Annotated in this window: 25 protein-coding genes and 1 pseudogene; 12 read left to right on the top strand and 14 right to left on the bottom strand. The window is 61.8% G+C overall.

The genetic code is table 11. The annotated features are described in order from the left end of the window. Positions 1-30: 30 nt before the first annotated feature. From AC1D06_RS02430 to AC1D06_RS02410, 5 genes are all read right to left on the bottom strand, one after another. Entirely contained in the window at positions 31-1,161 is a 1,131-nt protein-coding gene (locus AC1D06_RS02430) for an AGE family epimerase/isomerase (RefSeq protein ID WP_477984751.1), read from the bottom strand. Positions 1,162-1,217: 56 nt separating this feature from the next. Then, entirely contained in the window at positions 1,218-2,006 is a 789-nt protein-coding gene (locus AC1D06_RS02425) for a 2-keto-4-pentenoate hydratase (RefSeq protein WP_477984749.1), read from the bottom strand. A 309-nt stretch (positions 2,007-2,315) separates the two neighbouring features. Next, complete coding sequence (locus tag AC1D06_RS02420) at positions 2,316-3,092, bottom strand: SDR family oxidoreductase (protein WP_477984747.1); 777 nt, start codon at positions 3,090-3,092, stop codon at positions 2,316-2,318. Between the two features lies 1 nt (position 3,093). Continuing rightward, complete coding sequence (gene dgoD, locus AC1D06_RS02415; RefSeq protein WP_477984745.1) at positions 3,094-4,242, bottom strand: galactonate dehydratase; 1,149 nt, start codon at positions 4,240-4,242, stop codon at positions 3,094-3,096. A gap of 19 nt (positions 4,243-4,261) precedes the next feature. After that, entirely contained in the window at positions 4,262-5,017 is a 756-nt protein-coding gene (locus AC1D06_RS02410) for a FadR/GntR family transcriptional regulator (RefSeq protein ID WP_477984743.1), read from the bottom strand. A gap of 209 nt (positions 5,018-5,226) precedes the next feature. Here AC1D06_RS02410 and AC1D06_RS02405 point away from each other — a divergent pair, with 209 nt between their 5' ends. The 5 genes from AC1D06_RS02405 (at position 5,227) to AC1D06_RS02385 (ending at position 10,839) form a co-directional block, all read left to right on the top strand. Beyond that, positions 5,227-6,210, top strand: a complete 984-nt coding sequence (locus AC1D06_RS02405) for an arabinose ABC transporter substrate-binding protein (RefSeq protein WP_477875866.1) — start codon at positions 5,227-5,229, stop codon at positions 6,208-6,210. A 101-nt stretch (positions 6,211-6,311) separates the two neighbouring features. Continuing rightward, positions 6,312-7,814 carry an L-arabinose ABC transporter ATP-binding protein AraG gene (gene araG, locus AC1D06_RS02400; RefSeq protein ID WP_477984741.1) on the top strand — a complete coding sequence of 501 codons (1,503 nt, stop codon included), beginning with the start codon at positions 6,312-6,314 and terminating at the stop codon, positions 7,812-7,814. 14 nt (positions 7,815-7,828) lie between these two features. After that, a complete protein-coding gene (gene araH, locus AC1D06_RS02395) occupies positions 7,829-8,779 on the top strand; it encodes an L-arabinose ABC transporter permease AraH (protein ID WP_477984739.1) in 951 nt (316 codons plus the stop codon). Between the two features lie 248 nt (positions 8,780-9,027). Next, entirely contained in the window at positions 9,028-10,392 is a 1,365-nt protein-coding gene (locus tag AC1D06_RS02390) for an amidase (protein WP_477984737.1), read from the top strand. 3 nt (positions 10,393-10,395) lie between these two features. Continuing rightward, entirely contained in the window at positions 10,396-10,839 is a 444-nt protein-coding gene (locus AC1D06_RS02385; protein WP_477984735.1) for an N-acetyltransferase family protein, read from the top strand. 65 nt (positions 10,840-10,904) lie between these two features. Here AC1D06_RS02385 and AC1D06_RS02380 read toward each other — a convergent pair whose 3' ends face one another. The 3 genes and pseudogenes from AC1D06_RS02380 to AC1D06_RS02370 all read right to left on the bottom strand — a co-directional run. Beyond that, a complete protein-coding gene (locus AC1D06_RS02380) occupies positions 10,905-12,044 on the bottom strand; it encodes an extracellular solute-binding protein (protein WP_477984733.1) in 1,140 nt (379 codons plus the stop codon). Beyond that, positions 12,041-13,201 (bottom strand): CaiB/BaiF CoA transferase family protein, encoded by a 1,161-nt coding sequence (locus AC1D06_RS02375; protein WP_477984731.1) that lies wholly within the window; start codon positions 13,199-13,201, stop codon positions 12,041-12,043. Before AC1D06_RS02375 ends, AC1D06_RS02380 begins: the two co-directional genes overlap by 4 nt. Before the next feature lie 4 nt (positions 13,202-13,205). Then, positions 13,206-13,412: pseudogene (locus AC1D06_RS02370) on the bottom strand (hotdog family protein); the annotation flags it as partial. Positions 13,413-13,584: 172 nt separating this feature from the next. On the opposite strand from AC1D06_RS02370, the gene AC1D06_RS02365 reads away from it, so the two are divergent. Then, positions 13,585-14,682: a lactonase family protein gene (locus tag AC1D06_RS02365; RefSeq protein ID WP_477984729.1), complete on the top strand. Its 1,098-nt coding sequence runs from the start codon at positions 13,585-13,587 to the stop codon at positions 14,680-14,682. 127 nt (positions 14,683-14,809) lie between these two features. After that, positions 14,810-15,517 carry an EF-hand domain-containing protein gene (locus tag AC1D06_RS02360; RefSeq protein ID WP_477984727.1) on the top strand — a complete coding sequence of 236 codons (708 nt, stop codon included), beginning with the start codon at positions 14,810-14,812 and terminating at the stop codon, positions 15,515-15,517. Here AC1D06_RS02360 and AC1D06_RS02355 read toward each other — a convergent pair whose 3' ends face one another. The 5 genes from AC1D06_RS02355 to AC1D06_RS02335 form a co-directional block, all read right to left on the bottom strand. Next, complete coding sequence (locus AC1D06_RS02355) at positions 15,518-16,129, bottom strand: hypothetical protein (protein ID WP_477984725.1); 612 nt, start codon at positions 16,127-16,129, stop codon at positions 15,518-15,520. 61 nt (positions 16,130-16,190) lie between these two features. Next, positions 16,191-16,928, bottom strand: a complete 738-nt coding sequence (locus AC1D06_RS02350) for a CbtA family protein (protein ID WP_477984723.1) — start codon at positions 16,926-16,928, stop codon at positions 16,191-16,193. A gap of 12 nt (positions 16,929-16,940) precedes the next feature. Then, entirely contained in the window at positions 16,941-17,153 is a 213-nt protein-coding gene (locus AC1D06_RS02345) for a CbtB domain-containing protein (RefSeq protein WP_477984721.1), read from the bottom strand. Between the two features lie 222 nt (positions 17,154-17,375). After that, positions 17,376-18,101: a Crp/Fnr family transcriptional regulator gene (locus tag AC1D06_RS02340; RefSeq protein ID WP_477984719.1), complete on the bottom strand. Its 726-nt coding sequence runs from the start codon at positions 18,099-18,101 to the stop codon at positions 17,376-17,378. 200 nt (positions 18,102-18,301) lie between these two features. Continuing rightward, positions 18,302-18,799 (bottom strand): hemerythrin domain-containing protein, encoded by a 498-nt coding sequence (locus AC1D06_RS02335; RefSeq protein WP_477984717.1) that lies wholly within the window; start codon positions 18,797-18,799, stop codon positions 18,302-18,304. Between the two features lie 188 nt (positions 18,800-18,987). On the opposite strand from AC1D06_RS02335, the gene ccoN reads away from it, so the two are divergent. From ccoN to ccoP, 4 genes are read left to right on the top strand one after another with little or no spacing between them, the layout of a single operon-like run. After that, positions 18,988-20,613: a cytochrome-c oxidase, cbb3-type subunit I gene (gene ccoN / locus AC1D06_RS02330; protein ID WP_477984715.1), complete on the top strand. Its 1,626-nt coding sequence runs from the start codon at positions 18,988-18,990 to the stop codon at positions 20,611-20,613. Positions 20,614-20,624: 11 nt separating this feature from the next. After that, the gene (gene ccoO / locus AC1D06_RS02325) at positions 20,625-21,365 is read left to right on the top strand and encodes a cytochrome-c oxidase, cbb3-type subunit II (RefSeq protein ID WP_477984713.1); all 741 of its coding nucleotides are present in this window, start codon (positions 20,625-20,627) and stop codon (positions 21,363-21,365) included. A gap of 10 nt (positions 21,366-21,375) precedes the next feature. Beyond that, positions 21,376-21,528 carry a cbb3-type cytochrome c oxidase subunit 3 gene (locus tag AC1D06_RS02320; RefSeq protein ID WP_477984711.1) on the top strand — a complete coding sequence of 51 codons (153 nt, stop codon included), beginning with the start codon at positions 21,376-21,378 and terminating at the stop codon, positions 21,526-21,528. A 3-nt stretch (positions 21,529-21,531) separates the two neighbouring features. Then, entirely contained in the window at positions 21,532-22,392 is an 861-nt protein-coding gene (ccoP, locus tag AC1D06_RS02315; RefSeq protein WP_477984709.1) for a cytochrome-c oxidase, cbb3-type subunit III, read from the top strand. Between the two features lie 62 nt (positions 22,393-22,454). Here the strand turns inward: ccoP and AC1D06_RS02310 are convergent, their stop codons facing one another. Then, positions 22,455-22,868, bottom strand: coding sequence for an SRPBCC family protein (locus AC1D06_RS02310; protein WP_477984707.1), 414 nt, complete (start codon positions 22,866-22,868; stop codon positions 22,455-22,457). Positions 22,869-23,008: 140 nt separating this feature from the next. Here AC1D06_RS02310 and ccoG point away from each other — a divergent pair. Further along, positions 23,009-23,919: cytochrome c oxidase accessory protein CcoG (gene ccoG / locus AC1D06_RS02305; RefSeq protein ID WP_477984705.1), on the top strand; the 911-nt coding region annotated here is incomplete at its 3' end.

Below are 23,919 nucleotides of genomic sequence, written 5' to 3'. Positions count from 1 at the left end.
CCGCCGCCGCAACCCTCGTAGCTATAGCAGTCAATCCGACGGCAGCAATTCCGCCACCGCCGTCCAGAGATGGTAGAGCGAGCTCGCCGGAATAGACGTCGCAATCGAACGCCCATCGAGATCAAAACAATCACGCCACGTCCCGGCGGCCGTCTCTGCAAGATAAGTCTCGAATAGCGCCGCCGCCACGGCGTCAGCCTTCTCCAGATAGCTCTCATCCCCCGTCGCACGCGCCTGGGTGATATAGGCCTTGATCAGCTCCGCCTGTGGCCAGAGCCGGCGGCTCGGCTTCGCCGGAACGCCGTCCAGATCGGTTTCATCCACCAGGAAGGGCGTGCCGGCATCGATGCCGAGCTTGACGGTGGTCGCAAGAATCCTGCCGGTCAGGCTGCTCAAGTCCATGCCGGTAAATTGGGCGTAGCGGCCGACCAGCCAGACCCATTCCGCCATATGGCCGGGCTCGATGCGCCCTGATCCATAAGTATCGGACATCTCCCAGGCCGGACCGAAATATTCTCTGAGCGTATCGGTCGGATCGTGGAAGAACCGGGCGCGAAACAGGCCGTAGAGTTCGCCGGCGCGGGCCACATGGGCGGGATCGGCATCGGTTTCCCAGAGCGCCAGGAAGGATTCAAAGCAGTGCATATGCGGGTTCTGCCGCCGTGGAACGCTGCCGACGCTGTCTTCCGCCCAGCCGCCATGCGGGGCCGCGAGCGTGATGTCCATCGCCGCGATCAGTTCCTCGATCTGATCGCCATAGGCCGGCTTGCCGGTCGCCTCGGCCAGCCAGGCGAGCGCCAAGAGCACGCAGGCCGTGTCGTACAGGTCGCGTTCGGGATCGACGACCGTGCCGGTCTTGTAATTGATCGTCCGGGCAAAGCCGGGTTTGTCGCCGCCGATCCAGGCCGTGGCGCGGAGATTGGCGAAGGCGCGTTCGGCCTTGTCGAGCGCGCCTTCCGGCGCCACGCCGAGTGCGCTTGCCTGGGCGAAAACATAGATTTCGCGCGCTGCCGTGCGCGTCCGGACGACGCCGCTCGGATCGGCGGAACCATCGGTCTGCAGGCCTTCCATGAACTGGCCGGCGTCGGCGTCGAAGGCCGTTTCGGCCCAGACCGGCAAGACGGCTTCGACAAAATAGTCCTTGAGGCGGTTAAGCGACACGCAATTCTCCATGGTCGGTCGACTGGTTTGGAAGGATACTAGGCGACTGTGGCAACTTATTTGAAATGAACAGTGAGCCGGCCGAAGATGCCGTAATCGGCGATCACGCTGTCACCGGGCAAAACGTCCACCGGTTTGACGCAGGTGCCGGTGATCACGACCTCGCCGGCATGGGCGGTCACGCCGATATCGGACAATTCGTTGACCAGCCAGGTCAGTGCGACGCGTGGATCGCCGAGCGCATTGGCACCGACCCCATCGCAATGTGATTTGCCGACGAGATCGGCCGAAACCTTGTGCTGCACCAGGTCGATGGATCGCCAGTCAAGTTCCGTTGCCGGACCGACCAGGACCAGATGGGCGCAGGCATTGTCAGCGATCAGCTGGGCTGCGCCGACGGCGCAGAAATTCTCGTAGCGGGAATCGGGAATTTCGATCGCCGGATGCAGCGAACCGACCGCCGCCATCACTTCGTCAACGCTATAGGGCATTTGCCTCGGCGGCAGGTCGGTGGCAAAGCGGAAGGCAAACTCGACTTCGGCCACCCGCATGTGATTGCCCGTGAGCGAGATCGTCGCGCCATCCGGCACGGCGCGCTCGGCCAGCAGCCGTCCCGCCAGCGGCCCGTTGACATTGATATGTTTTTGGCCGGCCCCGCTGGTGCCGGCAATCTTCCATCCGAACAGGGGTTTGGTAGAGGCGTCCATGACATGCGCCTGGATCGCATAGCCTTCGGCGCGGGTTGTGGGGCGGATTTCGGGGGGGAGATCCGGGATCAATGTGCCGTCGCTCCAATGGCGCCGCAGGAGCAGCGATGCCTCGCGTTGTGCGGAAAGCTCCAGCATTGATATTTTCCCCGCATTGTCTTCGGCCGCCATGTCCGTCAGACATGGCCGAAGCGGCGGCGGGCGTCAAGCCGTCCGGCAGGGCCGGTGGACGGTGATACCCCCCTCTGTCCTGCCGGACATCTCCCCCTCAAGGGGGGAGATTGGCCAGAGGCACGAACCTCGGTTCAAATATCTGCCGAGAACCTGGCTTGCGGCAGTTGTTTTGGGCACAGCGGGCGCCCCATCCAATCTCCCCCCTTGAGGGGGAGATGCCCGGCAGGGCAGAGGGGGGTGCAACTTGCTCCGGAGGGCGAGGGGTTAGCCCATCTAAGCCGGATGCTGCTGTACACTCAGCCCGCCATCGATCGTCAAACAAGTCGCATTCATAAACGGACACTCATCCGAGATCATGAATACCGCAGCCATGGCGATCTCCTCCGGCGTCGCGATCCGGCCGCCAGGATGCAGCCTCATCGTCTCCGCCTTGGCCGCTTCAGGATCGGTAAAGCTGTTCCAGTAGTCGATCACCTTCTGCGTAGAAACGTAGCCAGGCGCGATGGCATTCACCCGCACGCCCTTCGCCGCATATTCGAGCCCTAGCGATTTGGTCATGCCGAGCAGCGCATGCTTGGCGAGTGGATAAGGAAACGTATGCGGAATGATGGTGAAGGCATGCGTCGAGGCGATGTTGACGATTGCCCCGCCGCCCTCCTCGATCATCCCGGGCAGCACCGCCTTGCAGCAGTTCCAGGCGCCCTTCAAATTGATGTCGAAGCAGCGGTTCCATTCTTCGTCCGTCGTCGCCAGTGGCTCGGCAAAGACATTGACGCCGGCATTGTTGAGCAGCGCATTGATCTGCCCGATCGCCGTCGACGCTTCCGCGACAGCGGCGGCGATTGCTGCGGCGTCGGTGATATCGGCCGCTCGATAGCCGATGCGTGCGCCATCCGCCTTGAGCGCTTCCGCTTCCTGGGCAAGCAATGCACCGTCGCGATCGATCAGGAAGACGCTCGCATCTTCCCGGACAAAAGCCTTGGCGACGGCGAGCCCTATGCCCTGGGCGGCACCGGTAACGAAGATGCGCTTTGCGGTGAGCCGACCCATATTACCACTCGGCGACGCTGCCGTCCTGGTGCCGCCAGACCGGGTTGCGCCAGCGATGGCCTTCCTTGGCGCGCTCGATCACATAGGCCTCGTCGACCTCGACGCCGAGGCCCGGACCCTGCGGGACTGTGACGAAACCGTCGGCATAGTGGAACACCTCCTTGTTGGAGATGTAATCGAGGATGTCGTTGCCCTGGTTATAGTGGATGCCGAGGCTCTGTTCCTGGATGAAGGCATTGTGGGAGACGGCATCGACCTGCAGGCAGGCGGCGAGCGCGATCGGGCCGAGCGGGCAATGCGGCGCCAGCGCCACGTCATAGGCCTCGGCCATGGCCGCGATCTTGCGGCATTCGGTGATGCCGCCGGCATGCGACAGGTCCGGCTGGATGATGTCGACATAGCCGTCCGACAGGACATGCTTGAAATCCCAGCGCGAGAACAGCCGCTCGCCGAGTGCGATCGGCGTCGAGCAATGGTTGGCGATTTCCTTCAAGGCTTCGCGGTTTTCCGACAGCACCGGCTCCTCGATGAACATTAGCTTGTAGGGCTCGAGCTCCTTGGCGAGCACCTTGGCCATCGGCCGATGCACGCGGCCGTGGAAATCGACGCCGATGCCGATATAGGGGCCGATCGCCTCGCGGATCGTGGCGATGGTCTCGACCGCCTTCTCGACCTTGTCATAGGTGTCGACGATCTGCATTTCTTCGCAGCCGTTGAGCTTGATCGCCTTGAAGCCGCGGGCGACCACTTCCTTGGCATTGTTGGCGACGTCGGCTGGCCGGTCGCCGCCGATCCAGGAATAGACCTTGATCGTATCGCGGCACTGGCCGCCGAGCAGCGAATGGATCGGCTGTCCCAGCCACTTGCCCTTGATGTCCCAGAGCGCCTGGTCGATGCCGGCGATCGCCGACATGTGTATCGCGCCGCCGCGATAGAAGCCGGCACGATACATGACCTGCCAATGGTCCTCGATCCGCATCGGGTCCTTGCCGATCAGATAATCAGCCAGCTCATGCACGGCGGCCTCGACCGTCAGCGCCCGGCCCTCGACCACTGGCTCGCCCCAGCCGACGACGCCCTCGTCGGTCTCGATCTTGAGGAAGCACCAGCGGGGTGGCACGATGTAGGTGGTGAGCTTGGTGATCTTCATGCGATGCTCTCTATGTTGATCATTTTGTACGGCCGATGACCCGCTCGGCCGCCGCGAGATCGCGGCCAGCCAGATCGAGCATACGATTGGAACAGTCCCGCGCCCCGGTCTTGTCGCGCATGCGCAACGCTTCAACGAGTTCGCCATGCACGATCACGGCGTCCTCGCGGCTCTCGACGGCGACATTGGAGGCATGCAGTGCGTAATGCAGTGCGGCATGGATGGCGCTCGACAGGCGCCGGAACACCTGGTTGTGGCTGGCGTTGAGCAGCACCGTATGAAACTGCATGTCGGCCTCGGTGAATTTCTCAGGGTCGCGGCTTGAATCGCGCATGCCCTGCCAGGCGCGTTCGAGATCGGCGATCTCCTGCGTGCTGGCCCGCTCCGCCGCGAGTTCCGCCGCCGCTGGTTCGATCGTCCGGCGCGCTTCGAGGATGCAGCCGAGCAGGTCGAAATCCCTGATGTAAGGCCCCATCCATTCGAGCACGTCGGCATCGAGGATGTTCCATTCGTCCTTGTCGCAGACCGTGGTGCCGATACGCGGCTTGCCGCGCACCATGCCCTTGGACTCCAGCACTTTCAGGGATTCGCGGATGACGGTTCGGCTCACCCCATAGAGGTCGCAGAGATCGTTCTCGCGCGGCAGCGGCGAGCCGGCCGGGTAGCGGTCGGAAAAGATGTCCTCGGCGATCGCCGCTGTCACATTGCGGCGCACGCGCGGCCGGCGCGCAACCTGCGTGCCCTCTGCCTCATCCTGCCGTTCGACCGTATCCAACAATGCCTCCGCTTCGCTTCCCTGGCGGTTTCGAACCTCAATATCCGAATTCGAACCGCTTTGCGACAATTCCTCCAGTGACGACTTTTCGCGATCACCGATTTCCCTTCTATCCAAATCATCATACAAAGGCAATTGACTGGTATGATGATTTAGAATAATTCATTAGACGCTGCCTGGGAGGCAGACCAGAGATCAGGGAGAGAGACATGCGCTCGTTCAAAGCCGCCATTCTGGCCGGCACATTCGCCATCATGGCGGCCAGCTCCGTATTCGCCGCCGACGTCAAGATCGGCTTCATCGTCAAGCAGCCGGAAGAGCCGTGGTTCCAGGACGAATGGAAATTCGCCGAACAGGCCGGCAAGGAAAAGGGTTTCACCGTCGTCAAGATCGGCGCCGAAGATGGCGAAAAGGTCCAGTCGGCGATCGACAATCTCGGCGCCCAGGGTGCGCAGGGCTTTATTATCTGCACGCCGGACGTCAAGCTCGGACCGGGCATCGTCGCCAAGGCAGAAGCCAACCAGCTCAAGCTGATGACCGTCGACGACCGCCTCGTCGGCGCCGATGGCAAGCCGCTCGAAGACGTGCCGCATATGGGCATTTCCGCCACCAAGATCGGCGAGGCCGTCGGCCAGTCGATCATCGACGAAATGAAGAAGCGCGGCTGGGACATGAAGAATGTCGGCGCGATCCGCGTCTCCTACGATTCACTTCCGACCGCCGTCGACCGCGTCGAAGGCGCGATCTCCGTGCTGAAGAAGGCCGGCTTCCCCGCCGACAATATCTATGACGCGCCGCAGGCCAAGACCGACACAGAAGCGGCGCTGAATGCCGCCACCACCGTGCTCAACAAGCATGCCGATGTGAAATACTGGGTCGCCTTCGGCCTCAACGACGAAGCCGTACTCGGCGCCGTCCGCGCGTCGGAATCGGTCGGCATCCCGGCCGCCAACTTCATCGGCGTCGGCATCGGCGGTGCGGATTCGGCGATCAACGAGTTCAAGAAGCCGACCGCGACCGGTTTCTTCGCCTCCGTGATCATCTCGCCGAAGCGTCATGGCTACGAGACGGCGCTCAACATGTATGATTGGATCGCCAACGGCAAGGAGCCGCCGAAGCTGACCCTGACCTCCGGCTCGCTCGCCCATCGCGACGACTACGACAAGGTCCGCAAGGACCTGGGCATCGAATAAAACCCGGGGTGATCCTTCCAGGATGATCACTATCATCCTCCCAAGGTGATTTTTGCCCGGTGGCAGCGTGACCTGCCGCCGGGATGTCTGGCAGGGCAACAATGGCTTTCCTCGAATTCAATCACATTTCCAAGGGCTATCCGGGCGTGCAGGCGCTGAAGGACGTTTCCTTTCCGGTCGAGAAGGGCGCGGTCCATGGCCTGATGGGCGAAAACGGTGCCGGCAAGTCGACGCTGATCCGCGTGCTCTCCGGCGACCAGCATGCCGATACCGGCACGATCACCATCGACGGCGTCGAGCAGAAATATGCCTCTGTTCGCGATGCCTTCCACGCCGGCGTCGTCGTCATCCATCAGGAACTGCAACTGGTTCCGGAACTGACTGTCGCCGAAAACCTCTGGCTCGGCCGCTTTCCCGCCAAAGGCGGGGTGATCAGCGGCCGGACATTGGTCGATACGGTCAAGCAGCGGCTCACCGAAATCGGCATCGACGTCGATCCGAACGCCAAGGTCTCTTCGCTCTCCATCGGCGCCCGGCAGATGGTCGAGATCGCCAAGGCCGTCATGGTCGAGGCCCGCGTCATCGCACTGGACGAGCCGACCTCGTCGCTTTCCTCGCGTGAAAGCGAGATCCTCTTCGAGCTTATCGGCAAGCTCAAGGCCAAGGGCACGGTCATCCTCTACGTCTCGCATCGGCTGGACGAGATTTTCCACCTCTGCGACAGCCTGACCGTGCTGCGCGATGGCAAGCTTGCCGCCCATCACCCGCGTGTCGCCGATATCAGCCGCGATCAGGTGATCGCCGAAATGGTCGGCCGCGAAATCAGCAATATCTGGGGCTGGCGCGGCCGTCCGCTCGGCGAGGTCAGGCTGAATGTCAGCGAGCTTTCCGGCCGCAAGCTGCCCAAGCCGATCAGCTTTTCGGTTCGCAGCGGTGAGATTCTGGGCTTTTTCGGCCTGATTGGCGCCGGCCGCAGCGAGATGGCGCGCCTGCTTTTCGGCGCCGATCATCGCCACTCGGGCTCGGTGATCATCGACGGCGTCGCTGTGGCGTCGAACAATCCGGGTGCCGCCATTCATGCCGGCATGGTGCTTTGCCCGGAGGATCGAAAAGCCGATGGCATTATCCAGGGCCGCTCGATCGAGGAAAACATCGCGATCTCCTCACGCCGGCATTTCTCGCCCTTCGGCATTCTGAGCATGAGCAAGGAAGCCTCGTTGGCCGACCAGTTCATCGCCAAGCTCAAGGTCCGCACGCCGTCGCGAAAACAGGACATCATCAATCTCTCCGGCGGCAACCAGCAGAAGGTCATCCTCGGCCGCTGGCTCTCAGAACAGGGCATCAAGGTCTTGGTGATCGATGAGCCGACACGCGGCATCGACGTCGGCGCCAAGTCGGAAATCTATGAGATCCTCTATGACCTCGCAGCCGGCGGCATGGCGATCGTGATGATCTCCAGCGAACTGCCCGAGGTCATGGGCGTGTCGGACCGCATCATCGTCATGTGCGGCGGCCGTGTGTCGGCCACCGTCGAACGTGCGGATTTCAATGAACGCACCATTCTCGCCGCCGCCCTTCCCGATAAGAACGCAGCAGCCCACTGACAGGAACGATCTCGATGAATTCGTTGAAAAAACTCTTTCTCGGCGAACAGGGGCTGGTGATGATTTTCGCCGCCGCCTTCGTGATCGTGGCGTTGACGGTGCCGAATTTCATGACCGAGCGCAACATGCTCGGCCTGCTGCAGTCGGTCGTCACCATCGGCATCGTCGCCTGCACGATGATGTTCTGCCTGGCCTCGCGCGATTTCGACCTTTCGGTCGGCTCGACGGTGGCTTTTACCGGCATGATCTCGGTCATGGCCTCCAACGTCACCGGCTCGATCCCGCTCGGCCTGTTGGCAGCCGTGATCTGCGGCGGCATTGTCGGCCTCATCAACGGCGTGGTCATCGCCCGCTTTCGCATCAATGCGCTGATCACCACGCTTGCGACCATGCAGATCGTCCGCGGTCTTGCCCTGATCGCCTCGGATGGCCGCGCCGTCGGCATCAACGACCCGGCCTTCTATCAGCTGGCTTTGTCGAAATTCCTCACCATCCCGACGCCGATCTGGGTGATGGCGCTGCTCTTCATCGTCTTCGGCTTCGTGCTCAACCGCACCGTCTTCGGCAAGAACACGCTGGCCATCGGCGGCAACCCGGAAGCCTCGCGGCTGGCCGGCGTCAATGTCGCCAATATGCGCATCTGGATTTTTGCGCTACAGGGCCTCGTCTGCGCCATTGCCGGCATCCTGCTCGCCTCGCGCATCACCTCGGGCCAGCCGAATGCCGCCACCGGCCTCGAACTCTCGGTCATCTCGGCTTGCGTGCTCGGTGGCGTGTCGCTGGCTGGTGGTCGCGCGGCGATGACCGGCGTCATCGTCGGCGTGCTGATCATGGGCATCGCCGAAAACGTCATGAACCTGCTCAACATCCAGGCCTTCTATCAATATGTCGTGCGTGGCCTGATCCTGCTGATCGCTGTCCTGCTCGACAATCTCCGCTCCTCGGCCGCCGGCCGGCGGAACTGATCGGCGGGCGAATTTTCTGGCTGACCGGTGATCCAGTCACGGTCAAAAGCCGTATAGCCTGACGCGTAGCGCTGACGCCCCTACCGTATGGCGCTTCGCGTAACTTGCCGGACACGGGCGGTACCCCATAATGCGCCCGTGTCCATTCCTCCTTTCTCTGCTGATCCGTTCATCCCGTCTTTGCAGTTGACGGATGGATCGCGAGCCTGTTCAAACGGTGCTGCGAACCGGGTATGCGGAGGACAGTCATGGCGGCCAGCAATCAGGGCAAATCGATCGCCCAGCTTTCGGTATTGATCCAGCAAAGTGCGCTCGACCCGGTGGCATTGACCGAGGAGACGCTCGACGCCATCCGCAATTATCGCGACCAGTCGGTGTTTATTACGCTGACGCCGCTGCGCGCCATGGCCGAAGCGGAAGCCTCTTCGAAGCGCATCAAAGCCGGCCGTTCGCTCGGCGTGCTCGATGGCATTCCGATCGCCTGGAAGGATTTGTTCGACCTCGAAGGCATGGTGACCACGGCCGGGTCGAAAGTGTTCGCCCGCGAAAAGCCGGCAGAGACCGATGCGGCAATCGTCGCCAATCTCGCAGCCGCCGGCATGGTCGCGGTCGGCCGCACCAATATGAGCGAATTCGCCTTTTCCGGCCTCGGCATCAACCCGCATTACGGCACGCCGGAAAATCCGCATGCCACAGACGTGCCGCGCATTCCCGGCGGTTCGTCGTCCGGCGCCGGCGTCGCCGTTGCGGCAGGTTTGGTGCCGGTGGCGATGGGCACCGATACCGGCGGCTCGATCCGCATCCCCGCCGCTTTCAACGGCATTGTCGGCTACAAAGCCACGCGCGGCCGCTATTCGATGCAAGGCGTCTATCCGCTGGCCAAAAGCCTGGATTCACTGGGGCCTCTTGTCCGTACGGTGCAGGACGCGGTTTGGATCGATGCGGCAATGCGTGGTGTGACTGCGCCGGAGGTGCAACGCGGATCGCTCGCCGATCTTTCGCTCGTGGTGCCGACGACCACGGTTTTCGACGAAACGGAAGAGGGCGTGGTCGCTGCGTTCGAAGAAGCAATTAGCCGCCTGACAAAAGCCGGCGTGAGAGTGCGGCGACAGGCTTTCCCGCTGTTTGCCGAGCTTTTCGCGCTGATGGCGGAGCACGGCCCTCTCGTGACAGCCGAGGCCTATGCACTGCATCACGATCGCGTCCTCGGACCGGACGCAGCCAATATGGATCATCGCGTCGTGCTGCGCGTCAAGCTTGGCGAGAAGACGTCGATGGCGGGCTATGTCGATATTCTCAACGCCCGCGATCGGATGATCGCCGACATGGCGAAGACGATCGAACCGGGCGAAATCCTGGTGTCGCCGACGCTGGCACATGTGGCGCCGCCGATCGCGCCGCTGGAGCGTGACGACGATCTTTTCATCCGCGTCAATGCCAAGACCCTGCGCAACACGCTGATCGGCAATTTCCTCGATTGGTGCGGCGTATCCATCCCCTGCGGCACGGGCGATGCCGGCATGCCGGTCGGCCTGCTGCTGTCGGGCCTGCCGCGCACCGACGAGCATCTGTTAAGCGCCGCGCTGGCGCTTGAAGACATCGTGAGAGGTTGAGCCATGTCGAACCACACCGTCATCACTGATATCGCCAACCGCCGGGCCGACTGGGATCGCCTCTATGCCGGTTATGCGGCTTTCTACAAGGTCGAGCAGACGGCTGAAATGCGCGATCGCGTCTGGGGCTGGATTGGCGAGGGGCGGATCGTCTGCCTGATGGCGCTCGACGCAGAGGGCCGACCGGTCGGCATCGCCCATATCCGTGAATTCCTGCGGCCGCTCAGCGCCACCGTTGCCGGCTATCTCGATGACTTGTTCGTCGATCCCAACCTGCGCGGCTCCGGCATTGTCGACGATCTCTTCGCCGCGGCGAAGGAACTCGGCCGCTCGCGCAACTGGTCGGTGATCCGCTGGATCACGGCGGAGAACAATTATCGCGCCCGCGCGGTCTATGACAAGGTCGCCACGCGCACCGTCTGGGTCACCTACGACCTCGCGCCCTGAAAGGCTCCAGCCCGCGTGGAAGACGATCCGAATGACCGCGACAAGGCGCCGGCGCTCGCCGGTCTTTACGATGCCTTGAAACTGCCGCGAAACAGCTGGTTGAGATCTGTGACGACCGCTGCTGCCGACTCTCCGCCGGTCAGGCCGGCATTGATGCGATCGGATGCCGCCTGCTGGAACGCCATGTAGCCATTGTGCCGCGGCCGAACCCAGGCGGCTTCCAGCGTCGCCCGCGTGCAGCGGTAGAAATCGGCCGTTGCCGCATTGACCGCGTTATCCTCCCAGGCGTCGGCATGGCCGGGCTGGCCGCCGGAGGCGGCGTAAAGCCCCTTCTGCACCTCGCCGCTGGCGATCCAGTAGGCGAAATCGACTGCTTCCTTCGGCGCCTTGCTGAAAGCCGAGACGGCGATACCGGTGCCCCCCAACGCCGAGCCCTTCGGGCCATCGCTGCCGGCGACGGGAATGTCGGCGAACTTCAGCAGATTGGGCCTGAAGCCGGCCATCGAATAGCTGACATAGCCATAGCCCAGAGGAGAACAGGCGATGGTCGAGCCGGCTTCGGCCATCCGTTCGTAAACAGCGATCGGGTCCATGTCGAAGCAAGCGGGATCGACGAGATCGGCGATCTCGCGCATCATCCCGAAGACTGCGGCGCCGGTCTTTGCGTCGATCAGGTCATTCGGGCCATCCGTATGGCAGGGCTTGCCGAGATTGCCGGAGAGCGTGAAGAAGGTCATCAGCGTATGCGGTGGCCTGAGCGCCAGGAGCACGCGGGCGTCACGCGCCAGCGCCAGCATGTCGCTCCATGTCTTCGGCGCTTCCCTGATCAGGTCGGGCCGATAGGCCTGCACTTGTGTCGCCGTATCGATCGGGAAACCCCATTGCCGGCCCTGCCAGTTGTAGCTCGGATAGGAGGCGCCGACACTGCCGTCGGCGAGTGCTTTGCGCTCGGCCTCGCGGCCCTCGATATCGAGCGGCAGCAGGCATTTCTCATGCGTGATCTGGCCGACATGCGGATGATCGATGACGATCATGTCATAGGCCCGCGCCAGTTCCTCCACCGGAAAGCTCTCGAAATCCTGCAGCGAGCGCTTGTCCCATTCGACCGTGACGCCGGTCTTTTCCTTCCACAGCGTCGAGCAGGCGACCATCGGGTCATAGCCGCGCGGATGGCTCCAGGTCATGCCCTTCAGCGTCACGCTCATAGGCCGAACTCCTTGCGGATCGCGTCGCTGTGCTCGCCGATGCGCGGTGCCGCGCGGGTGAATTTCGGCCTGATGCCGTTGACGCGCAGCGGCGACCGCGTCGTTGCGATCGAGACATTGTCCTCACGGGTAACGGTCTGCAGCATGTCGAGCACTTCAAAGCCTTCGCTGGCCAGCAACTCGTCCCACTTCAACACCTTGGCGCACCAGATATCGGCTGGTTCGAGGATCGCCAGCCATTCGGCGATCGTCTTGGTTTCGATCTTTTCCGAGATCAGCTTCTTGATCTCGTCGCGTTCTGTGAACCAGGTCGAGGGATTGTCGCTGAAGGCGGCCAGTTCCGGGATTTCCAGCAATTTTTCGATCTTGGCGATCGGCGTCATGGCGATCGCCAGATAGCCGTCCTTGGCCGGATAGACGCCATAGGGCGCCGAGAGATAGGCATGCGCGCTGCGGAAGGCGGAACGTTTCGGCAGGCGCTGGCCATCATTGAGATAGGTGGTCAGCACTTCGAACTGGAAGTCGACCAGCGCTTCGAGCAGGCTGGTCTCGACCTTGCCGCCCTTGTTGGTGATGCCGCGGCGGACAAGTGCGGCCAGAATGCCCTGACAGGCGGCCGCACCCGCGAGCATGTCGCCGACGGCGAGCCCGAACGGCACCGGCCCCTGATGCTCGTCGCCATTCAGCCACATCACGCCGGAGCGCGACTGCGCCAGCAGGTCCTGGCCAGGACGCTTGACCCAGGGACCGTCCTCGCCATAGCCGCTGATCGAGGCATAAACGATGCGCGGATTGATCTGGTTGACGGCTTCATAGTCGAGGCCCAGCCGCTCGATCACGCCCGGCCGGAAATTCTGGATCATCACGTCGGCCTTAGAGAGCAGGGTCTTCAGCGCCCGCATGTCGTCCTCGTTCTTGAGGTCGATGGCGAGGCTTTCCTTGGCGCGGTTGATGGCATGGAAAATGGTCGAGTCCCCGCCGATCTCGGTGTCGCTGAGATAGAGCCGGCGCGACAGGTCGCCTCCGTCAGGCCGCTCGATCTTGATCACCCGCGCGCCGAGATCCATCAGCCTCAGCGAGCAATAAGGCCCGGAAAGGAACTGGCTCATATCGACGACGACAAGGCCGCTGAGCGGCAATTCGGTCTCGGTGGTCATGGTCTCACTTTTCGGTCCTACCGACGACATCGCCGGGATTTTTGTATTTCACCGTCTGCAAACGCTCGCAGCAGAGCGCCAGCGCGTCCTCGCCCTTGAACACGTCACAGGAGGCGTGGACCAGGCCCACGTCCCTGTAGCGGGGCCTTTTGTTCATGTTGGTGCGGGTCGTGTCACCGATGAAAACCGGCTTGATGAAGCGCAGCCTGTTTTCGACACGCTTCCGGTCGCGGTCTCCTCCGTCGCGCTTTCTTCGGTAATATTCTTATTTGAAGAGTATTTTCACATATGGATTGAATTTGCAAGCCCGCGGATGAAGATGTGGCTGGACAAAATGCGGCGGTGCGGTGAAAAGCAGCCACGGCACATGTTGGGAGGAAGAAATGGCATCGAAATATCTGGCCTTCGTCGGCACGCTCAATCGCGAGGCACCATATTTCCAGGGTGCGCGCGGCAAGGGTCTCGTCGTCTACAGTTTCGACGAGGATACGCTCGCCGTGGAGGAGCTGGCGAATGCGCCGGAGATCGAGAATCCGACATTCCTGTCGGTCGATGCCTCCGGCACCCATGTCTATGCCAATTCGGAGATTTTCGGCTGGAAGGAAGGCCTGGTCTCCGCCTATCGCTTCAATCGCGAGACGAAGGTGCTCGACTATATCAACATGCAGGCGACGCTCGGCAGTATCGCCGCGCACAACATGGTGAGCCGCGATGGCGGCAAACTGCTCGTTGTCAATTACGGCACGGGCGAGAGTGGCCCCGACCAGTCGGTCGCGGTTTTCGATATCCGCCCCGATGGCGGTCTCTCCGCTCCGGTCGCCAGCACTCGTCAAACCGGAACGGGACCTGATGCCGACCGTCAGGAGCGCAGCCATGCCCACAGCGTCACCGAACTGATCGGCGGCGGACGGGCAGTGGTCGCCGATCTCGGCAGCGATACGCTGACAACCTACAGCCTGAAAGCCGACGGCACTCTGGAACGCCTCGCCGTGTGTGAAACCGCGCCCGGCGCCGGACCGCGGCATGTGGCGCTGCATCCGGATGGCGAGCTGATCTTCCTGATGAATGAGCTCAATTCGACCGTCGCCAGCTTCCGGCTCGATCGCGCCAGCGGCGCGCTGACCCAGCTCGATGCCCAGCCGGCGGTTCCAGCCGAAGCGCGAGCATCCAACTATTGCGCCGATATCCAGATCTCGCCGGACGGGCGCTTCATCTATGGTTCGAACCGCGGCCATGACAGCGTCTCGTGCTTCGCCGTCGATGCGGCGAGCGGAAAACTGTCGCTGGTCGGCTTCTTTCCCTGCGGCGGCGCCACACCGCGCAATCTGGCGATCACGCCATCCGGCAAGCATCTGTTCTCCGCCAACCAGAATGGCGATCGCATCTCGATCTTCGCCCGTGACGCGGAAACGGGAACGCTTACCGATACCGGCAAGTCGATCGAGGTCGGCACGCCGATGTGCGTGAAATTCTCGACCTGAAAACCTCACCATGCGCATGTGCAGCCGGAGAAATGGTACCCGGCTGCACGGTAAGTTACCTTAAATTCTTTCTCCTAGATTAGGCCCCCAGTGAGTCGAACCGATTCGAATCGCATGAGGGACAATCATGGTAAGTGCAGTTTCCAGTGCATCCACGACAGCGACGGCAGCATCGGCCTCGTCGTCTTCGGACAGCAGCAGCAAGACGGCGGAATTGAAGGCCGAACTGGCCGATAAGCAGAGCCAGTTGGCGAAGGCAAAGACCGACCAGGACAAGGCCGCGCTCAACGCAGAAATCACCCAGCTGAAGGCAGAGATCGCGGCGGCCCAGACCACGGGCGATTCGAGCAGTGCTTCTGCTTCGAACGCCTCCCCCAAGACGCACAAGTGGGACGACGCCAAGCAGAAGGGCAACTTCAACACCGCCGACAAAGCCGGGCCGGAAAGCAAGATGTCCAGCGCCAACATGGACGTGCTGATGCGCATGGGCCAGCAGGGCGGCATGATGCCCCGCGGTGGCATGGGCGGCCCGCAGGACATCTCGAAAATGTATTCGAACATGGATGGCGACAGCGACGGCAAGGTCACCAAGGACGAATTCGTCTCCGCCAATGCCGACCGCATGGGCAAGGACCAGGCCGCCAAGGTCTACTCCGAGATTGACACGCAGAACACCGGCTCGATCACCGAGGACCAGTTCGCCCAGAGCGTGAAGCAACACGATCGCGGCGGCGGTAATTGGATGGGACCGCCGGATGGCGGCATGCCGCCGGCTTGGGGCGATCAATCTGACGATGCGACGACGGATGACTCGACGACAGCGGTCGCCGCCTGATCAGGCGCCTATGGAGCCTGACGTCCGTCGCGATAAAACCAGGCGGATAAGAACAGGACTCAGCAACAGAAGCAGCGCCGCCCCGATTGCATAGAACGTCGGGCGGTGCCGCGTCAGGTTTTCCCAATGCGGCCGGACGAAATCGGCCGTGTTGAAGCTCTCGCCGGAGAACTGGCAGCCGATCAGCGCGGCCCCGGTGCGCACGACATCAGCATCGATATCGGAAATCAGCGCATTTGCCTGGGCGGAAACGTCGGGCATGTCGCGCATATGGAAGAGCAGTGCCTTGGCGCCTGAAAGATAAGCGTGGGCGCATTCGTTGAACGGGCTCAGTTCGTCGGTGATCGCGCCCGGTGCGATACCCCAGAGACAGTAGGAATATTGGATCGCGCCAAAATTCAGCAATGTCCGGAAGGTCGAATCGGTCTTGTTGACCTGTCCGGCGATCAACAGGATGCGGCTGCGATATTGTGAAATGATCGCCATCTCGCCATGGGAGAGGCTGGGGATCGGGATGCCTGACGTATTGCTCGGCTTGTAATTGCCGTGCGCCAGGGTCTGACTGGCCAGAAGCCCCAGGAAAACCGCAACAACGATACGCAGCAATGCCATGTTGGACCTCGCGCCCAAAACAATTCGGCCGCCACGGTTGGCGGCCGAATCTTGTTTCGCATCAGCGCGCCAAAGACGGCCGATAAGCGCCCCGTTTGATCATTAAGCGCTCGGCAGCCCAGCCGAACAGCAAGCCGCAAACGCCCCACAGAGCTGCATGCATGCCGAGATTGGCAAGGCGGAAATTCCACAGCACATAGGCTGAGAAATTCTCTGGAACCTCATTGATCACAGGCAGGAGAGCCTGCACGACAGCGATGAAGATAATATAGGCGAGACCGGCGGCAATAATGCCGTTCCATGCGCCGAATTTCGCTGCGAGATTGCGAGCCAGCATAAACGCCAGAACCATGCCTACCACTGAAGCGAGGATCAGAACGAAGAACAATTCGGTGCGAACGCCGATTGTATCCGGGTTGCCGACAGCGGGCGGATTGGCCGGATATTTCAGTTCGGGCACTGCGATCACGGCGATAAAGCCGGCAACCGCCACAATAGCAGCCGTACCGCGCGGACCGAGCCCGCCGAGACGGCCATAGGCAAAGGCGAAAGTCAGCGACAGAAGACCGCCAATCGCGGCGCCGATGATGAGTGTGCCATTGAACAGCCCGCTACCGGACTGAGTGGCGCGGCTAACCAACTCTGGCTCCTGGGCCTTATGCTCTTTCTTGGCTTGCTGTTCTTCAAAAGCGATGGCGCGATCCACCATGGGTTCGCCAAAAATCTTGCCGACACCGAATGCCAAAATAGCAGCAATCAGCCCGACAATCATGCCGCGCAGCAATAGTTGTCCGGTCATGTTGGAAACCCTTTAGTGGCAGGGAAATCCGAGCAGGTGACGGGCGTCATGGAAATATTCATGGACTCCCATGCCCGAAATCAGCGAGGTCGCACCTTCTTCGGCACCGACGAAATAGATGCCGATCATCAGGAGAAGGCCGGCGAAGACGGCCCAGGGAAGGACCTGGCCGAGCGGAATCGGAGCCGGGATAGCGATCGTGTTGTTGAGGGTAGTATCGGACATTTCAGTCTCCGTGAATGGCGCGTTCAACCTAGAAGTGACGTTCTATCGCAAATCGGGGTCTGGCTCTCGTCCGGAGACGATGACAGTGGCGCGACCGCGCCAGATTTCCACTGGCTTCCCGCCTGCGATCAAGCAGTCATATCAGCGTGACCCTAGCGCGTCAACAAAAGCCCAGCATGCCGGATTGCGGCGTCGGATAGTGATTTTTTGGCAAGGGTGGGGTCAGGCGCCGCCGGCGACAGTCCGCAGACGGCCGATGTCTGGGACGGTGACATTGCGATTGTCGACGACGCTGATCACGCCATCCATTCTCAGCCGGGTGATCTGGCGGCTGACCGTCTCGATCGTCAGGCCGAGGAAATCGGCGATCTCCTGGCGGGTCAGCGGAATGTCGAACTCGATCTCGTCGTCGGCTTCCGGTTCGTAATGTGCGGCCAGCAGATGCAGGAAACTCGCGACCTTCTCGCGCGCGGTCTTGCGGCCGAGCGTCAGCATCCAGTCACGGGCATCGTCGAGTTCCGCCAGCGCCTGATTGTGCAGGCGGTGCTCCAGTTCTGCGCAATTGCCGACCATGCGATCCATCGCCGCCTTGGAGACGGCGCAGATCTCGACATCGGTGGCCGCCTCGGCGGTCAGCGCGCTTTCGCGGGCGAAGGGACGGCCGAGGAAATCCGGTGCGAATTGCAGCCCGACGATCTGCTGACGGCCGTCCTGCATTACCTTGGTGAGTTTGACCACGCCCTTGAGGATATTGGCGTAGGAGACAAGCTTTTCGCCCTGGCCGAGCAATTCGCCGCCATGGCTGATTTTCTTGCGCACGGCGTACCGGCTGAGTTCGCGGAGTTGCGCCGGCGTCATCGCGCCGCAGACGCCGCCGCGCCTGGCTTCGCAGGCCATGCAGGTGGCGGGAATGACTGAATTGCAGGGTTCCTTGCGCAGCGCTTGCATCGATATGTCCTCAAACCTTCCTGCAAGATAGGGGTGCTGGCAGTGTCTGCCAACTGAGACCAATGGCGGATAGTTTTAGCGACGAATCGGCTGATGACGTTGATCGAGATCAAGGTCGACAGCGATAAAGCCTGCCGGCGCGGGCATTCAGCCGGTCGGTCGCGGCAATGTTCGGCGCCTGTCTCGGCGCCTGTCGCCAATCAGTGGCGGTCCGAGGGTGCGGCGGCCATCAGGCCGAGCGTGGCGAAATAGTCGCGCTCAAACGCGATGTGGCGTCGCACCGATTCGAAAAACCCCCTGAGCATGTAGCCCGTGGCCTCCATGTTGACGTCGCCGCGTCCGGTACCGAGCATCAGCAGGCGCTCGGCCAGTTCATCGGCGAAACATTCGTCCTCGAAATGCTCGAATTTCAACCGTGCCAGCGTCTTGGCGAAATCGGGCGACGCGAGCATGCGTGCCTCGAATGCAGGGAAGAGGACATTGTCCTCATAGTGATGCACACCGCGAATGAGCGGCCCAAGCGCCTTGGCCGCGTAGATGCATTTCTGGCGATTGATCATGCGCGGCAGGGAATCGGCAATGTCCTCCAGTTCGTTGCAGAGCCGCAATTGCTCGTCATGAGCCTGCTGCCACCGGTCCAGCGGAGCGCAGGGATCCGGCGTGGCAGCGGGCTTGCCTGGAAAGCGGATGATTTTCACTGCCTGCTCCTTCGTGCTCCCGGCGAAATCATCGGCCAAGTCTTCGGGAGAAAGGCTGAATTGGCGTTGATCTGGGTCAAGGCCGCCTCTGACCGGTGTGAGATGTTCGGCCGACAGTCGGGAAGGTTGGTGCCTCCCGCCGCGCGCTGGCAGGGCCGGCGCGACACTCATTGACGTCGGGGACAACAATGAACAACTATCCGATCGAGACCGCGCTGGTTGCGCTAGGCGCCTTCGTGGTGCTGCTCGCCGCTGGCTTTGCCCATGACAGCCTGTTCCAGGCGCATATGTGGGTCGCCTTCATCACCCTTCTCATCGGCACGATCCTGCTGCTGCGGCGTGTGCGGTTCGCGCCTGCCGGCGTGATCATGCCGGCGCCGGATCGCAGCGGCTATATGGATGACGTGATCCGTTATGGCGTCATTGCCACCGTCTTCTGGGGCGTCGTCGGCTTCCTGGTCGGCGTCGTCATCGCGGCGCAACTCGCCTATCCGGACCTGAACTTCGGCCCCTATTTCAATTTCGGCCGGCTGCGGCCGCTGCATACGTCAGGCGTCATCTTCGCCTTTGGCGGCAATGCGCTGATCTGCACCTCGCTCTATGTCGTGCAACGCACCTGCCGGGCGCGGCTCTTCGGCGGCAGCCTGCCCTGGTTCGTCTTCTGGGGTTATCAGTTCTTCATCGTCATGGCCGCGACCGGCTATCTTCTGGGCATCACCCAGGGCCGCGAATATGCCGAGCCGGAATGGTATGTCGACCTCTGGCTGACGGTGGTCTGGGTCGCCTATCTCGTGGTCTTCCTCGGCACGATCCTGAACCGCAAGGAGCCGCATATCTATGTGGCCAACTGGTTCTATCTCAGCTTCATCGTCACCATCGCCATGCTGCATATCGTCAACAACCTGGCGGTCCCGGTCTCCTTCCTCGGCTACAAGAGTTATTCGGTGTTCTCGGGCGTGCAGGATGCGCTGACGCAATGGTGGTACGGCCACAATGCCGTCGGCTTCTTCCTCACCGCCGGCTTCCTCGGCATGATGTATTACTTCATCCCCAAGCAGGCCAATCGCCCCGTCTATTCCTACCGGCTGTCGATCATCCACTTCTGGGCGCTGATCTTCATGTATATCTGGGCCGGCCCGCATCACCTGCATTATACCGCTCTGCCCGACTGGGCGCAGACGCTCGGCATGGTGTTCTCGATCATGCTGTGGATGCCTTCCTGGGGCGGCATGATCAATGGCTTGATGACGCTCTCCGGCGTATGGGACAAGGTCCGCACCGACCCGATCATTCGCCTGATGGTGATGGCGCTCGCCTTCTACGGCATGTCGACCTTCGAAGGCCCGATGATGTCGGTGAAGACCGTCAACTCGCTCAGCCACTATACGGAATGGACCATCGGCCACGTGCATTCCGGCGCGCTGGGCTGGGTCGGCATGATCACCTTCGGCGCCATCTACTACCTGACGCCAAAGCTCTGGAACCGTGAGCGCCTCTACAGTCTCCGTCTGGTCAACTGGCACTTCTGGCTGGCAACGATCGGCATAGTCATCTACGCCGCCGCCCTTTGGGTTGCCGGCATCCAGCAGGGCCTGATGTGGCGCGAATATGATAGCCAAGGCTTCCTCGTCTACTCCTTCGCCGAAGTCGTCCGCGCCATGTTCCCCTATTACCTGCTGCGTGTCTTCGCAGGCCTCCTCTACCTCGGGGGCGGGCTCGTCATGGCCTACAATGTCTACATGACCATCAAGGGCTACGAACGCCAGGAGGCGCCGATGCCCGGCGCCCGTCCTGTCGCCGTACCGGCCGAATAAGGGAGCCGACAATGGCCAGTATCCTCGAAAAACATGCAATCCTCGAAAAGAATGCCACGCTGTTGTTGGTCGGCTCGCTGCTCGTCGTCACCATTGGCGGCATCGTCGAGATCGCGCCTCTCTTCTACCTGCAGAACACGATCGAGAAGGTCGACGGCATGCGGCCCTACACGCCGCTCGAACTGGCGGGCCGCGACATCTATATCCGCGAAGGCTGCTACCTCTGCCACAGCCAGATGATCCGGCCTTTCCGCGACGAAGTGGAGCGCTACGGCCATTACTCGCTGGCCGCAGAATCGATGTACGATCATCCGTTCCAATGGGGTTCGAAGCGTACCGGACCGGATCTGGCGCGCGTCGGCGGTCGCTATTCCAACGAATGGCATGTCCAGCATCTGACCGATCCGCGCTCCGTGGTGCCGGAATCAATCATGCCGAGCTATGCCTTCCTCAGGGACACGCCGCTCGATCTCTCATCCTTCGACGTCAAGGGCAACCTGGTCGCCAACAAGGATGTCGGCGTGCCCTACAGCAAGGACATGCTCGACAATGCCGATGCCGATTTCAAGGCCCAGGCCGATCCGAATGCCGATACGGCAGCGCTTTTGAAGCGCTACCCGAAAGCCAAGGTCGGCGACTTCGACGGTGATCCGACCCGCGTGACGGAGATGGACGCACTCATCGCCTATCTTCAGATGCTCGGCACACTGGTCGACTTCTCCACCTATAACGACGCATCCGGTTACCGCTGAGGAGATCGCCATGAACACTTATGAAGCCATGCGCCATTTCGCCGACAGCTGGGCCATGCTGCTCATGCTGACCTTCTTCGTGGCCGCGATCGCCTTCGTTTTCCGGCCCGGCGCCAAGCGGCACGCCGACGAGGCCGCACAGATCCCCCTCAAGGAGGACTAGGAAATGGCAGACAAACATATCGACGAGATTTCGGGCGTCGAGACCACCGGCCATGAATGGGACGGTATCCGCGAGCTCAATAATCCGATGCCGCGCTGGTGGGTCTATACCTTCTATGCGACCATCGTCTGGGCGATCGGCTATACCATCTTCTATCCGGCCTGGCCGCTCGTGCATGAGGCGACCAAGGGCGTGCTTGGCTACACTAACCGCCAGGAGCTGACCCAGGAACTGACCGTGGCGAAGGCCGCGCAGAAGGCAACGCTCGACAAGATCGCCGCCATGTCGGTCAAGGACATCGCTATGGATCCGCAGCTCTCGCAATTTGCCATGAATGGCGGTGCGGCCGCTTTCAAGATCAACTGCACGCCCTGCCATGGCACCGGCGCCGAGGGTGGCCCCGGCTTCCCCAATCTCAACGACAATGACTGGCTCTGGGGCGGCTCGGTCGACGCCATCTATTCGACCATCTCGCATGGCATCCGATCGGACGATCCGGACACCCGCTTCTCCGAAATGCCGTCCTTTACCGATGTCATTCAACCCGACCAGATCCAACAGGTCGCGGCCTATGTCGTCAGCCTGACAGGCAAGCCGCATGACCCATCGCTGGTCGAGCCCGGCAAGAAAATCTTCGCCGACAATTGCGCCGCCTGCCACGGCGACGACGCCAAGGGCAAGCGCGAGGTCGGCGCGCCCAACCTCGCCGACGCCATCTGGCTGAAGGGCAAGGGCGAGGATGCGATCATCCGACAGATGACAAGTCCCAAGCATGGCATGATGCCGGCCTGGACGGCACGATTGGGAGACGTGACCGTCAAACAACTGGCCGTCTATGTCCATGCTCTCGGTGGCGGCGAATAGTCCAATCGCTGCTGCCGACAGCCCCCGGAAGACCGATTCCGGGGGCCTCTTTTAAACTTGCGTCATGCGGTATGGCTCGCCTCCATCAAGGCCTTGAGTGTCTGCAGGTCCTTGAGGACAAGGGCCGCATCGGCGGCAAAGGCGGCATCGTCCATGCCAGGCTGGCGCAGCAGCGTGAACATCACCTCCGCGCCCTCGCCATTCGGCACGACGCGCAAGGCATTATCAATTTTTGTCCCGTCCTCCAGGGTGACGACATGATCGATGACGCCGAAGGGATTTTCCGGCGCGAACCGCACCCTGATCCTGCCGATCGGTCCGCCATCGGCCATCCATTCGTCGCCGTCCCGGGTGAGACCGTCGGCAAGGCCCGATGCCCAACGCGATATGTTTTCCGGTTTCCCGGCAAAGGCATAGACGTCTCGCCAGTGTCTCCCGATCGACAGATGAACGACATGTGCGGGCATCGTTTTCATGATGAGGCTCCCTGTTGAAAATGTTGACCGCTGTCCGGTAACTGCTTCAGTCGCGGCACCGTAGATGCTTTTGAGTTGACCAAGATCAAGTGGCCGCATGTGGCGACCGGCTACACTCTACCTCGATGTCGAGGTCGGGAATGTCAGCAATCATGTCGGTCAGCGAAACAAACGCAAATGACGAGAGCATCGAGAGGCTCGAAGCGGCCCCCGTCAATGCCGCGCGTCTGCGCCAGCCTCTCTATACCGCACGCAAGAAAATCTTTCCCAAACGTGCCGAGGGCGATTTTCGCCGCTTCAAATGGATCGTGATGGCGATCACGCTTGGCATCTACTACCTCGCGCCTTGGATCCGCTGGGATCGCGGACCCTATGCGCCTGACCAGGCGATCCTACTGGATCTGGCCGACCGCCGCTTCTATTTCTTCTTCATCGAGATCTGGCCGCAGGAATTCTATTTCGTCGCCGGCCTCCTGGTGATGGCCGGCCTGGGCCTCTTCCTGGTTACCACGGCCGTTGGCCGTGCCTGGTGCGGTTATACCTGTCCGCAGACCGTCTGGGTCGACCTCTTCCTCGTCGTCGAGCGGGCTGTCGAAGGCGATCGCAATGCCCGCATCAAGCTCGATGCGGCGCCCTGGACCGTCGACAAGGTCTGGAAGCGCACGCTCAAGCATGCGGCCTGGATCGTCATCGGCATGCTGACCGGAGGCGCCTGGGTGTTCTATTTCGCCAATGCGCCGGAACTCGCCCACGATCTCCTGACCTTCCAGGCTCCGTCGGTTGCCTATTTCACCATCGCCACCCTGACGGCCACGACCTATATCTTCGGCGGCCTGATGCGCGAGCAGGTTTGCACCTATATGTGCCCCTGGCCGCGTATCCAGGCGGCGATGCTGGACGAGAATTCGCTGGTCGTCACCTACAACGACTGGCGCGGCGAACCCCGCTCTCGCGGCACCAAGAAAGCCGCGGCCGCCCACCAGGCCGTCGGCGATTGCGTCGACTGCAATGCCTGCGTCGCCGTCTGTCCCATGGGCATCGATATCCGCGA

The sequence above is a fragment of the Rhizobium sp. P2_G2 genome (assembly GCF_056403555.1).
The sequence above is the reverse complement of the archived record's forward strand: the minus strand, read 5'-3'. Positions and strand labels throughout refer to the sequence as shown.